Source organism: Paraburkholderia sp. (assembly GCF_024281035.1).
GTDB lineage: Bacteria > Pseudomonadota > Gammaproteobacteria > Burkholderiales > Burkholderiaceae > Paraburkholderia.
Map to the genome: position 1 here is coordinate 1 of NZ_JAMXLH010000066.1, position 13,052 is coordinate 13,052.

Annotated in this window: 10 protein-coding genes, 1 tRNA gene and 1 pseudogene; 4 read left to right on the plus strand and 8 right to left on the minus strand. The window is 64.6% G+C overall.

Going from position 1 to position 13,052, the window contains the following annotated elements; all coding sequences use genetic code 11:
- Positions 1–359 (minus strand): annotated as a pseudogene (locus Q0L30_RS21265) (DNA polymerase IV); the annotation flags it as partial.
- A 182-nt stretch (positions 360–541) separates the two neighbouring features.
- Between Q0L30_RS21265 and Q0L30_RS21270 the strand changes: the two are divergent.
- The gene (locus Q0L30_RS21270; protein ID WP_296661773.1) at positions 542–1,240 is read left to right on the plus strand and encodes an aspartate/glutamate racemase family protein; all 699 of its coding nucleotides are present in this window, start codon (positions 542–544) and stop codon (positions 1,238–1,240) included.
- Between the two features lie 92 nt (positions 1,241–1,332).
- On the opposite strand, the gene Q0L30_RS21275 is transcribed toward Q0L30_RS21270, so the two are convergent.
- Positions 1,333–1,409: transfer RNA gene (locus Q0L30_RS21275), tRNA-Met, on the minus strand.
- A gap of 124 nt (positions 1,410–1,533) precedes the next feature.
- Entirely contained in the window at positions 1,534–2,115 is a 582-nt protein-coding gene (locus tag Q0L30_RS21280; RefSeq protein WP_296660802.1) for a PadR family transcriptional regulator, read from the minus strand.
- Positions 2,116–2,331: 216 nt separating this feature from the next.
- On the opposite strand from Q0L30_RS21280, the gene Q0L30_RS21285 reads away from it, so the two are divergent.
- Positions 2,332–3,324, plus strand: coding sequence for a nitronate monooxygenase family protein (locus Q0L30_RS21285; protein ID WP_296660807.1), 993 nt, complete (start codon positions 2,332–2,334; stop codon positions 3,322–3,324).
- Between the two features lie 297 nt (positions 3,325–3,621).
- Entirely contained in the window at positions 3,622–4,407 is a 786-nt protein-coding gene (xth, locus tag Q0L30_RS21290; protein ID WP_296660813.1) for an exodeoxyribonuclease III, read from the plus strand.
- Positions 4,408–4,437: 30 nt separating this feature from the next.
- On the opposite strand, the gene Q0L30_RS21295 is transcribed toward xth, so the two are convergent.
- The 4 genes from Q0L30_RS21295 to glnA all read right to left on the minus strand — a co-directional run bounded on the left by Q0L30_RS21295 (position 4,438) and on the right by glnA (position 11,009).
- Positions 4,438–6,528, minus strand: coding sequence for a prolyl oligopeptidase family serine peptidase (locus Q0L30_RS21295; protein WP_296660816.1), 2,091 nt, complete (start codon positions 6,526–6,528; stop codon positions 4,438–4,440).
- Positions 6,529–6,637: 109 nt separating this feature from the next.
- Positions 6,638–8,182, minus strand: coding sequence for a nitrogen regulation protein NR(I) (gene ntrC, locus Q0L30_RS21300; RefSeq protein ID WP_296660819.1), 1,545 nt, complete (start codon positions 8,180–8,182; stop codon positions 6,638–6,640).
- 37 nt (positions 8,183–8,219) lie between these two features.
- The gene (gene glnL, locus Q0L30_RS21305) at positions 8,220–9,362 is read right to left on the minus strand and encodes a nitrogen regulation protein NR(II) (protein WP_296660821.1); all 1,143 of its coding nucleotides are present in this window, start codon (positions 9,360–9,362) and stop codon (positions 8,220–8,222) included.
- Positions 9,363–9,593: 231 nt separating this feature from the next.
- The gene (glnA, locus tag Q0L30_RS21310; protein WP_296660823.1) at positions 9,594–11,009 is read right to left on the minus strand and encodes a type I glutamate--ammonia ligase; all 1,416 of its coding nucleotides are present in this window, start codon (positions 11,007–11,009) and stop codon (positions 9,594–9,596) included.
- Positions 11,010–11,482: 473 nt separating this feature from the next.
- Here glnA and Q0L30_RS21315 point away from each other — a divergent pair, with 473 nt between their 5' ends.
- Entirely contained in the window at positions 11,483–11,947 is a 465-nt protein-coding gene (locus Q0L30_RS21315; RefSeq protein ID WP_296660825.1) for a rhodanese-like domain-containing protein, read from the plus strand.
- A 223-nt stretch (positions 11,948–12,170) separates the two neighbouring features.
- Here the strand turns inward: Q0L30_RS21315 and Q0L30_RS21320 are convergent, their stop codons facing one another.
- Positions 12,171–13,004 (minus strand): molybdopterin-binding protein, encoded by an 834-nt coding sequence (locus tag Q0L30_RS21320; RefSeq protein WP_296660828.1) that lies wholly within the window; start codon positions 13,002–13,004, stop codon positions 12,171–12,173.
- Between the last annotated feature and the right edge of the window lie 48 nt (positions 13,005–13,052).

A 13,052-nucleotide genomic window follows, 5' to 3' on the forward strand; every position in this document is an offset into this window, starting at 1 on the left:
CGCGTGACGTCGAGATAGGCCTCGTCGAGCGAAAGCGGTTCGACGTCGGGCGTGTAGTCGCGGTAGATCGCCATGATCGCGCGCGAGGCGGTGCGGTACTTCTCCATCGCCGTGGGCAGGATCAGCAGCTCGGGACACTTGCGCATCGCGAGCGCCGACGACATCGCCGAATGAATGCCGAAGCGCCGCGCCTCGTAATTGCAGGTGGCAATGACGCCGCGCTGGTCGGGCCGCCCGCCGACGGCGAGCGCGCGCCCGCGCAACGACGGATCGTCGCGCATTTCGACCGACGCATAAAAACAGTCGCAGTCGCAGTGAATGATCTTGCGAGCGGTGCCTGATGCGGCCGGCGGCGGCATAGCGGAAGATGACGCGTTCAAGGTATCGATACTGTACAAAGATACAGTATTATTTTCAAGACAACTGTCGGCGATCCGTCCCCTGGCTGTACCGCTGCCGCGGCACCATACCGTACCTGTACGCCGTCGAACGCGAGCCTATACTCGTGCGCACCAGACAGCTTGCGGACTGAAGAACGATGATGAAGACAATTGGTGTGATTGGCGGCATGAGCTGGGAATCGTCCGCCGAGTATTACCGGCTGATGAACCAGTACGCCAAGGCGCGTCTTGGCGGTCACCACAACGCACGCTGCCTGATGCTGACGGTCGATTTCGCCGGTATCGAAGCGCTCCAGCGCGAAGGTGCCTGGGACGCACTTGGCGAGCAGATGGCCGAGGCCGCCGCACAACTCGAACGCGGCGGCGCGCAGATCGTGCTGCTCGCAACGAACACGATGCATCGCGTGCATGCTTCGATCGAGGCGGCGATATCGACGCCGTTTCTCCACATCGCCGATCCGACCGGCGCGGCGCTGAAGGCCGCTGGCGTGACGCGCGCGGGGCTGCTCGGCACGCGCTACACGATGGAGCAGGACTTCTATCTGGGCCGCCTGCGTGACCGGCATGGCATCGAAACCGTGGTGCCCGGCGAGCGCGATCGCACCGACGTGCATCGGATCATCTACGACGAGCTTTGCCACGGAATCGTGAAAGCAGATTCGCGGCGTGTTTATCAGCGCGTAATCGAAGACCTGAAAGCACGCGGTGCGCAGGCGGTGATCCTGGGCTGCACAGAAATCACGCTGCTGATCGGCGCCGACGATTCGGCACTGCCCGTGTTCGATACCACGGCATTGCATGCGCGCGCGGCCGTCGATTGGGCGCTTGATTCCGCTTGATGCGTAAAAACGGGGGAAATGCGCAGTGAAAAATGAAAAACCCGCATGACTTGCATCATGCGGGTTTTTTGAAACTTGCTAACGGCTAGCTTTGGTTGCGGGGGTAGGATTTGAACCTACGACCTTCGGGTTATGAGCCCGACGAGCTGCCAGACTGCTCCACCCCGCGTCCGTTAGAGATAAAAATTATAGCCAGCCGCGATCATCGTGTCAAACATTTTCTCGACGCGGGGAAATAGCGCGGTATCAAACGTGTCGCCGGTCTAAACGTTTAAGCACACGGCGCATGCGAATTAGTCTGCACTGCGAAGCGGATCACAATGCTGCTTCAAAACGGAATCGGCGTCGGCGTCGAACAACGGCAGCACCTCCGCTGCCCATTCGAGCCACACCTCCTGCGTGCGTATCCCCGCCTTCAGAATCGCATACTGCAATTGCTGGCCGCGCGTGAGCGACGGCGTTCCGAAGTCGCGCTGCTCGATCTCGCGGTACAGAACAAGCTGCGCCCGGTTCTCATCGATCAGGCGCAACAGTTCGTCGCGAAGCCCCAGCGGACCGACCACCGCATCCGCGCGCAGCTTCAACAGGAACGCATTCCGATCCTCGCGTCCGAGCGGCGTCTCGCGCACCCAGCGCACGACTTCCTCGCGCCCCACCGCCAGCACGCAATAGACCTTTCTGCGCGTTGCGACCTCGGCCTCGTCTTCGACAACGGCGACCCACCCCGCTTCCACCATGCGGCCCAGTTCCCGGTAGATCTGTTGATGCGTGGCGCGCCAGAAAAAACCGATCGCGCGATCGAAGCGCCGCGCGAGGTCGTAGCCGCTGGCAGGCTTTTCCAGCAAGGCGATCAGAATGGCGTGGGGTGTCGACATCCGCTGATTCTAAACCACGGGCTGCGCCGCACCGTCCCTCAAATCATTCGAATACGGGCACTATGCAACTGGTTGCATAGTGCCCGTCGGTTTGCTATGTTTATCTCGTCGAGCCGCCGCGCGCCCCGCCGCGCCGTGGTCTCGGTGCCTTCCGAATGCAACGAACAATATGACGGCGCCCGCCTCCGGCCGCCGTCGCCCTCCCAGGAGATATGGATGTCCCTGCCCGCCGTGCTGCGACGCGGCCTGTCGATTCCGGTCGTCGGCTCGCCGCTCTTCATCATTTCGAACCCCGATCTCGTCATCGCGCAGTGCAAGGCGGGCGTCGTCGGCTCATTCCCGGCGCTCAACGCGCGGCCCGCACACGTGCTCGGCGAATGGCTGGACCGCATCACGACCGAACTCGCCGACTACAACGCAAAGCATCCCGACCAGCCCGCCGCGCCGTTCGCGGTGAATCAGATCGTGCACAAGTCGAATGACCGCCTCCAGCACGATCTCGGCGTCTGCGCCGAGTACAAGGTGCCCATCGTCATCACGTCGCTCGGCGCGCGCGAGGAAGTCAATCATGCCGTGCACGCCTGGGGCGGCATCGTGCTGCACGACATCATCAACAATACGTTCGCGAAGAAGGCCATCGAGAAAGGCGCCGACGGCCTGATCGCCGTCGCCGCGGGCGCAGGCGGCCACGCGGGCACGCTCTCGCCGTTCGCGCTGATTCACGAGATCCGCGAATGGTTCGATGGGCCGCTGCTGCTGTCGGGCGCAATCGGCAATGGCAACGCGATCCTCGCCGCACAGGCGGCGGGCGCCGATCTCGCGTATATCGGCTCGGCGTTCATCGCAACGAACGAAGCGAACGCTGTCGAGGCGTACAAGCAGATGATCGTCGACAGCAACGCGGGCGACATCGTCTACTCCAACCTTTTCACCGGCGTTCACGGCAACTATCTGCGCCAGAGCATCGCGGCGAGCGGGCTCGATCCGGATGCACTGCCCGTGTCCGATCCGTCGAAGATGAACTTCGGCTCGGCGAATGCAAAAGCGTGGAAAGACATCTGGGGTTCGGGCCAGGGCATCGGCGCGGTGAAGGGCGTCGTGCCGGCCGCCGAACTGATCGCACGTCTGAAGCGCGAGTACGAGGCGGCTCGCGAGCGCCTCGGCATCGCGGCCAATGTGGCCACTGCGGCCGAAACGGTCACTGCATAAGCTGCCTGGAGAAGCACAACCGCGAAGCCGGCATGCGCCGGCTTCGCGTTCATCCCCTCTGCGCCTCGATGCGCACGATCTCAGCTTCCACCGCTTCTTCGACCGCATCTTCGACATCACGCGTGCGCGGCGGCAACGTGAACGCGCAAACGCATCAATGCACCCCGCAGCCGAAGCTGCGATCCACGGTAACGCGATTCACGCCGACTGTACGAAGCAGTTCATAATGACGCGTCGTGCGCGCCCGTCGCTGCGGCGCGCATTCCGTTTCAACGCAGTCAGCCGACCGGGCCTCACATGAAAATCGCCACCTGGAACGTCAATTCGCTAAAGGTCCGTCTACAGCACGTCATCGACTGGCTCAAGGAAAGCGGCACCGACGTTCTGTGCCTCCAGGAACTGAAGCTCCCGAATGAAAAATTCCCCACGGCCGAGCTCGAGGCGCAGGGCTACCGCAGCTGGTTCGCAGGTCAGAAGACCTATAACGGCGTGGCGATTCTTGCGCGCGACGGTCTTGTCGTCGACGAAGCGACGGTCGTGCGCAACATTCCCGGCTTCGAGGATCCGCAGCAGCGCGTGATCGCCACGACGGTCGGCGGCGTGCGCGTCGTGAGCGCGTATTTCCCCAACGGCCAGGCGCCGGGCACCGACAAGTTCGCCTACAAGCTCGCGTGGCTCGACGCGATGCACGACTGGCTCGCGCAGGAAATGCAGCGCTATCCGTTGCTCGCGCTGCTGGGCGACTACAACATCGCCCCCGAAGATCGCGACGTGCACGATCCGAAAGCGTGGGAAGGCCAGAATCTCGTCTCGCCGGAAGAGCGCGCGCAGTTTGCGCGCCTGATCGATCTCGGCCTGGTCGATGCGTTTCGCCAGTTCGAGCAGCCCGAAAAGACCTTCACGTGGTGGGACTACCGCATGTTCGCGTTTCGCCGCAACGCGGGCATGCGTATCGACCACATCCTGCTCTCACCGGCACTCGCGCCGCAGTGCAAAGCAGTCGAAGTCGACAAGACGCCGCGCAAGTGGGAGCAGCCGTCCGACCACACGCCGGTCGTTGCGCAACTCGACGTCGCGGGCTAAGCGGCGCGCTCCGAGCGGCGCACGCACACCTCACCACGTCCCGCCGAGCGTCGTCCACAGGAAGCGGAACACGAGCGCGTCGTACTCGGCGCGCTCCAGCGCATCGCTGCCGGGTCCGTGGCCGCCTTCCGTGTTCTCCAGATACCAGGCATTCGCGTGCCCCTGCGCCTGCATGCGCGCAACCATCTTGCGCGCGTGACCGGGATGCACGCGGTCGTCGCTGGTCGAGGTCGTAAAGAGCGACGGCGGATACGTCACGCCCGCCTGCACGCGCTGATACGGCGAATACGCGGCCAGCGCACGCGCTTCGACGTCGTCTTCGGGATCGCCATATTCGTCGATCCACGACGCGCCCGCGTGCAACAGCGGATAGCGCTGCATATCGAGCAGCGGCACTTCGCACACCACCGCGCCGAATAGCTCGGGCCGCTGCACCATGCACGCGGCAACGAGCAGGCCGCCGTTGCTGCCGCCCTTGATCCCGAGTTGCGCGGCGGTCGTGAAGCCCTCGGCAACAAGCTGCTGCGCGACCGCGATGAAATCGTCGAACGAGCGCTGCCGATGCTCGCGCTGTGCGTCGACATGCCAGGCGCTGCCGTATTCGCCCCCGCCGCGAATATGCGCGACGACGGTAATCCCGCCCTGCTCCATCCAGCCGATCCCGGAACTCACGAGATATTGCGGCGTGAGCGCAATTGCAAAGCCGCCATAGCCGGTCAGCAGACACGGCGCGTGCTGGCGCGAATCGACGTCGATCACCGCGCGCGGACCGATCACCGTAAACGGCACGCGCGTGCCGTCCGCCGAGTGCGCATGCGAGCGGATCACGGCAAGCGGCGCGGCGTCGAACTGCGTCGGCCAGCGATCGATTAATTCCCAGTCCTGAAGATCCGACTTTGCGATATCGGCGAGCCAGTATTCGGGCGGTTGAAGGTAATCGTCGACATCGACGAACACTTCGTCGTCGAGCGTGTCTTCGACCGGCGCGACATCCACCTGCGCCGCCTGCAACCCCGCTCGCGCCGGAAACAGGCGCGAGCGCCACGAACTCGCGCCATCGCCCGATGGCGGCTGCCACAGCATCGTGCAGCTTTGCACGTCGTCGAGCCAGGAGACCACGAGGTAATTCTTCGTATTGGTCCAGTCGCACGCGGAGGTAACGGGCGTCGGCGTGAACAGCGCCGTCATCGTGCGGTCGCCCGCAAGGAACGCATCTTCGCGGATCACGAGCAACGCACCGCCCGGATGCGTGACGCCCGCACAGGTCCAGTCGAGACGCGGCTCCAGCAGCAGCCAGCCTTGCCATGCGCCGACCGCGACATGCGTCGGCAAGTCGTACTGCTGCCATGCGCCGTGCGGGTCGAGCCAGTAGTTGTACGCGTCGAAGAAGTCGACGTTGCGCACCACGTCATGACGCCGCTCGACGGGATCGTAATCGGCTTCGACGCCGATATCGTCGAATTCGCCGCGAAACACGACGGGCGCCTCGGCGAGCCGCGTGCCGCGCGTCCAGCGCCGCACTTCGCGCGGATAGCCCGAACGCGTAAGCGTACGGCGGCCGTTTTCCCAGCCCACGTAGACGGTGTCGCGATCGATCCACGAGATCGTGTGCTTGCCTTCCTTCGCGATCGCGAAGCCGTCTTCCACGAACACGCGCCGCTCGATATCGAACTCGCGCACGATCACCGCATCGGCGCCGCCGTCCGAGAGCTGGATCAGCGCGCGGTCGCCGTCCGGATAGAGGATGTCGATGCCCGCGCACACCCACGGCATATCTTCGTCGCGCCCCAGCGCATCGAAGTCGATCAGCGTCTGCCACTGCGCCTTGCCCGCGCGCCAGTCGGCCCACGGCGCGCGGCGCCACAGGCCCTTCGGGTTCGTTTCGTCTTCCCACAGATCGTAGGCCCACTGTTGCCAGCGGCTCGGGATCACGGGACGCTCGCGCGGGAGATACGCCTCGCCAAGACGCTTTTGCAGCGCATCGAAGCGCGCGCCGCCGCGCCATGCGGCACGCGTGCGCGCGTTCTGTTGCTCGACCCACGCACCGGCGGCGAGATCATCGAGCGATTCGAGCGAAATAAAGGGATCGGCCTCGGCGGGCCAGGCGGAATTGACGGGCATGATCGATTGCTGGCAGGAAACAGCGTCGATTATGCCCTGAGCGCGCGACGGCAAGTGAGCGCGACGGCGCGTATCGATCCGCACTTGACGCCGGATCGATACGCCCGCGTCACTCCAGATCGAGTTCCTGGATCTTGCGCGTGATGGTGTTGCGGCCGATGCCGAGGCGCTCGGCGGCCTCAACCTTGCGGCCGCGCGTGAAGTCGAGCGCCTCGCGGATCACGGCGGCCTCGAAGCGGCGCGAGAGCGCGTCCATGACATCCGCGCTGTTCTCGCGCAACAGCCGGGCGACTTCGGTGCGCAAGCCGGCTTCCCAGACGGCCACCGCCGCCGGCGCTGCAACGCCACCGGCAAGGCCACCCGCAACGCCACCCGCAGCGATCCCGCCCGGCACGCTGGCGAGCGCTGCCGCGCTGGCGAACGACGTTGCGCCGGAAGCCGCCGCGTGCATGGCCTCTCCGTTCACGGTCACAGCAGCCGCGTCAACCGGCGCACCATGCACAGGCACGAGATCAGGCGGCAAATCCTTCAACTCGATCGTCTGCGCGGGCGCCATCACCGTCAGCCAGTTCGCGAGATTTTCCAGTTGGCGCACGTTGCCCGGGAAAGGCAACGAAGACAGATACGCAAGCGCCTGGTCGGACACGCGCTTGGGCTCGACGCCCAGTTCACGCGCGCTCTTTTGCAGGAAGTGGCGTGTGAGCAGCGGGATGTCTTCGCTGCGCTCGCGCAGCGCGGGCAGCCGCAGACGGATCACGTTGAGCCGGTGATACAGGTCCTCGCGGAACAGGCCCTGACGCACGCGCGTTTCGAGGTTCTGATGCGTCGCCGCGATCACGCGCACGTTCGCGCGCAGCGGATTGTGCCCGCCCACGCGATAGAACTGCCCATCCGAGAGCACGCGCAACAGACGCGTCTGCAGATCGAACGGCATGTCGCCGATTTCGTCGAGGAACAGCGTGCCGTTTTCGGCCTGCTCGAAGCGGCCCTGGCGCATCGACTGAGCGCCCGTGAACGCGCCGCGCTCGTGGCCGAACAATTCGGATTCGAGCAGATCTTTCGGAATGGCCGCGGTGTTGAGCGCGATGAACGGACCGTCCGCGCGCGGGCTATGGCGGTGCAGCGCACGGGCCACCAGCTCCTTTCCGGTGCCCGACTCGCCCGTGATGAGCACGGTCGCCGCCGAGTGCGAGAGCCGTCCGATCGCGCGGAACATGTCCTGCATCGCGCTGGCCTGGCCGAGCATCTCGGGCGCTTCGGCGGGACGTTCGTCGAGCGGATGCTCGCCGCGCATGCTCTCGTCGACGGCGCGGCGGATCAGTTCGACCGCTCGGTCGACGTCGAAGGGCTTGGCCAGATATTCGAACGCGCCGCCCTGGAACGCACCCACTGCGCTGTCGAGGTCGGAAAACGCGGTCATGATGATGACGGGCAGCCCCGGCAGGCGCTCGCGCACCGTCTGCAGCAACTCGAGCCCCGAGCCGCCCGGCATCCGGATATCGGACACGAGCACCTGCGGGCTGTCGTTGTCGAGCGCGCTCACGGCCTCGCGCACGTTCGAAAAGCTGCGGGTCGCGAGATTCTCGCGGGCCAGTGCCTTTTCCAGCACCCAGCGGATCGACTGGTCGTCGTCTACTATCCAGATCGGCTTCATGAGGTCGGTTAGAAGTCCTGTTGACGTGCGTGCAATGTCAGTAGTCGAGCGGCAGCAAAATCTGAAACTCGGTGTGTCCCGGGCGGCTTTCCACTTCGATCAGCCCGTCGTGCTGCTGCACGAAAGTCTGCGCGAGCGTGAGACCGAGGCCGCTGCCGTCCTCGCGCCCCGAAACAAGCGGATAGAAGATGCGGTCGCGAATGTCCTCGGGAATGCCGGGTCCGTTGTCGGTGATATGCAAGTCCAGTGCCAGCTTGCACAGGCGCTTGGAAATCGTGACCTTGCGCGCGACGCGCGTGCGGATCTCGATGCGCGCATCGCCCTGCGAGATGCGCTCGCGCAGCGCCTGCGCCGCGTTGCGCACGATGTTGAGCAAGGCCTGAATCAGCTGCTCCTTGTCGCCGCGCAGATCGGGCACGCTCACGTCGTAATCGCGCTCGATCGTGAGGCCGCGCGGGAACTCCGCGAGGATCAGCGCGCGCACGCGCTCGCACACCTCGTGGATGTTCACGTCGCCGACGATATGCGGATGCCGGTGCGGTTCGAGCAATCTATCGACGAGCGTTTGCAGCCGGTCCGATTCCTTGATGATGACCTGCGTGTATTCGCGCAGTTCGTCGCGCTGCAGCACGCCCAGTTCGAACTCGAGCAGTTGCGCCGCGCCGCGAATGCCGCCGAGCGGGTTCTTGATCTCGTGCGCGAGATTGCGGATCAGATGCTTGTTGACGGCCGTGAGGTCGTGAATGCGCTCCTCGCGGTCGCTCTTCAGGTGCCGTTCGATCTCGAACAGTTCGAGCAGCACGTAGTCGGGCGCGCTTTCGAGAAAGCCGACGATCGCATGCACGTGCAGCGGCTCGCGGCCCGGGCGTTCGAGCGTCGCGTCGAGGCGCGTCGCGTGAAAGCGGTGCTCGGCAATCGCGGCGATCGTCGAGATCAGCTCGTCGGCGTTCGAAAACAGATCGGGCCAGGCCATCTGCGCGAGTTGACGGCGCGAGAGGTCGAGCATCGCCTCGGCGGAAGGATTCGCGAATGCGACGCGCAGCGTGCGTTTTTCGAGCACGAGCACGACCGTCGGCAGCGCCTCGAAGCCGGGCAAAAAACCCGAGTCGGCGAGTTGCGCGTCGTCCGAAGGCGATTCCGCGTGGCCCTTCCTGGCCTTGATCAGATTCTTGAGCACCATGTGGCTGGACGGGCGCGGTGGGGCGCACCGGCAATGTCTTTGTCGTTCTGGCCCGGCGCACGAGCGCGCAGGGCCCCGGCGCAAGGTGCCGCGCTTGCCGCACAACGAAAAAGGGACGGCGACGCCGTCCCTTTGTGATTGATCGCGGCTATCGCGCGCATCTGGCGAGCGCTTCAGAGCACTTCGCGGAGCGCTTCGCCGCGTCGTCGCGAGCGAAGCGCCATCGCCGAATTACAGCGAGTAGTACAGCTCGAACTCGACCGGGTGCGTGGTCATACGCACGCGTTGCAGTTCGCTTTCCTTCAGGTCGAGGTACGCGTCGATCATGCCGTCGGTGAACACGCCACCGCGCGTCAGGAACTCGCGATCCTTGTCGAGCGCTTCGAGTGCCTGGTCGAGGCCCGCGCAGACGGTCGGGATCTTTGCATCCTCTTCCGGCGGCAGGTCGTACAGGTTCTTGTCGGCGGCTTCGCCCGGGTGGATCTTGTTCTGCACGCCGTCGAGACCCGCCATCATCAGCGCCGAGAAGCACAGGTACGGATTGGCCATCGGGTCCGGGAAGCGCGTTTCGATACGGCGGCCCTTCGGGTTGCTCACGTGCGGAATGCGGATCGACGCCGAACGGTTGCGCGCCGAGTAGGCGAGCTTGACCGGCGCTTCGAAGTGCGGCACGAGACGCTTGTACGAGTTCGTCGTCGGGTTCGTGATCGCGTTCAGGGCACGGGCGTGCTTGATGATGCCGCCGATGTAGAACAGCGCGAATTCCGAGAGGCCCGCGTAGCCGTTACCCGCGAACAGGTTCTGACCGTCCTTCCAGATCGACTGGTGAACGTGCATGCCCGAACCGTTGTCGCCGACGACCGGCTTCGGCATGAACGTCGCCGTCTTGCCGTACGTGTGCGCGACGTTGTGGATGATGTACTTCATCTGCTGGGTCCAGTCGGCGCGCTCGACGAGCGTCGAGAACTTCGTGCCGATTTCGTTCTGGCCCTGGCCCGCCACTTCGTGGTGGTGCACTTCGACCGGAATGCCGATCTGTTCGAGCAGCAGGCACATTTCCGAGCGGATGTCCTGGAACGTGTCGACCGGCGCGACCGGGAAGTAGCCGCCCTTCACGCCCGGGCGGTGGCCCGTGTTGCCGCCTTCGAGTTCCTTGCCCGACGACCACGGTGCTTCATCCGAGCCGATCTTCACGAAGCAGCCCGACATGTCCACGTTCCACTGGACCGAGTCGAAAATGAAGAATTCGGGTTCCGGGCCGAAGAACGCCGTGTCGCCGAGACCGGTGCTCTTCAGGTACGCTTCGGCGCGCTTCGCGAGCGAGCGCGGGTCGCGCTCGTAGCCCTTGCCGTCGGCCGGCTCGACCACGTCGCAGGTCATCACGAGCGTCGATTCTTCGTAGAACGGGTCGACAAACGCGGTGTTCGCGTCCGGCACGAGCAGCATGTCCGACGCCTCGATGCCCTTCCAGCCGGCAATCGACGAACCGTCAAACGCATGGCCGCTTTCGAACTTGTCTTCGTCGAAGTGCGAGACCGGCACCGAAACGTGCTGTTCCTTGCCGCGCGTATCGGTGAAACGGAAGTCGACAAACTTGACGTCTTCGTCCTTGACGAGTTGCATGACGTCGGCCACGGATTTACTCATAACCTTTTCTCCTGATTAACGATTTCGGCGTACTGTGCCGCCGTCCGAATACGTTTGATCCTGAACCTGACGCGCCTCTGCTGGCTTGCTCAGGCTGGCTGCGAATCGATCGCGACCGTTAAAGCAGCTTCCATGCCAGGCATACGCCACGCACATCCATGTACACGCCAGGCAGATGCGAATCCCTTCATCGACATAAGCCTGACGGGAAAGTCCGACCGCCTGACGCCGTCACGCGAAGCCGGTACAGCAGTCGGAAAAAAGCACCGCTTTCGTGCAATCCCAATATTGGCGCACCGAATGCTGCTCATTATGGTGCAAACCAGAATTTTTGCACCATCCGGATGCATGGAGTTTGCGTCACGTGCGCTCCAGCCAGCCGCTTCGGCGCCTGGCTGGGACGCGCCGCCCGGCGTAAATGCCGCGCGCTAGAATGATCCTTTGATCCAACAAGAAACAGGAGATCCGTTGTCATGACTACGCTCGAACAGTTGTACGCCCAGGCCGACCAGCGCCGCATCGAAAATCAGCTGCCCTACGCGGGCGCGATGGCGCCCGCCGAGGCATTCGAGCTGCTGCAGCTCGACCCGCGAGCGCGCCTCGTCGACGTGCGCACGCGTGCGGAACTCGACTGGGTAGGCCGCCCGTTGATCGGCGACGGGCAATACGCTCATGTCGAATGGACCCGCTACCCGGGCGGCGTGCCCAACGCCGAATTCCTCGCCCAGTTGCGCACTTGCGTCGACCCCGAGACGCCGGTGCTGTTCCTGTGCCGCAGCGCCATGCGTTCGAAACTGGCAGCCATCGAAGCCACGAAGGCCGGTTTCACCCAGGCTTACGATCTGCTGGAGGGTTTCGAAGGCGACAAGGACAGCCAGGGCCATCGCAAGACCGTGTCGGGCTGGTGCTTCCGCGGCCTGCCGTGGATCGGCGCCTGAACGCCGCAGGGCAATCGCGCACCGCGCATTGCTCGGCGCTTCCCGGCGTTGCTCCGCGTTTTCTCGACGAGTCACTCTGAGCGACGCATATGACAGTGCAATGATGCGCCGGGCCACGGCACCGCCCATGCTTCGTGGCTGTGCCGGCCGGCGCACCCGCCCGATCCGCTCCACCCGCCGCTCCACCCGCCGCTCGCGCAGCTAGCCGCGCGAGCGCGAACACTCAACTGCCGGCACGCGGCTCGCTGCCGCCCGCCTCCGCCGGTTCCACGATATCGCCGCCGAGCAGATGCACGCCTTCGCGCAACTTCACGAAGGCCGCCGCCACCGCCTCGGGCTCGCCCTTCACGCCCAGATCGATGTGCCGCCGCGCGTAGACGCCGCCGCGCTCGGCATCGCCGACACTCGGCAGGCTGAACACGCGCACGCCCGGGAAATCCTTTTCGATGTGCTCCATCAGCGGCGTCAGCGTCGATTCAGGCAGCTCGAACACCAGCAGCGACTTCTCCGCATGCGGCGTCTGGTGATGCAGGTGCGCGTATTTCGTGTCGAGCACCCATTCGATCATCGGCCAGGCCATCACAGGAAAGCCCGGTACGAAGTAGTGCTCGCGAATCGAAAAACCGGGGATCTTGTTGTAGCCGTTCGGAATGATCTCCGAACCCACGGGAAACGTGCCCATGTGGAAGCGGCGCTGGCTCTCCGGCGAGTCGAAATCGACCGGCTCGCTGCCCTTGTGCATGTCGACGATGCGTTCGCTGATGGCCGCACGCGCCTGCGGATGCAACGCGAGCGGCACGCCGAGCGCCGCTGCCGCGCACTGCCGCGTGTGGTCGTCGGGCGTCGCGCCGATCCCGCCCGTCGAAAACACGATATCGCCCGACGCGAAGCTGCGCCGCAGCGTTGCGGTGATCCGCCGAGGATCGTCGCCGACGTATTCGGCCCATTCGAGTGCGAGGCCGCGCGCGCGGAGCAATTCGATGATTTTCGGCAGATGCTTGTCGTGGCGGCGGCCGGAGAGAATCTCGTCGCCGATGATGATGACGCCAAATGCCATGTGTCGCCTCGTTGTAGTCGCTTGATGTGAAAAGTCAGGGCAGAGTCA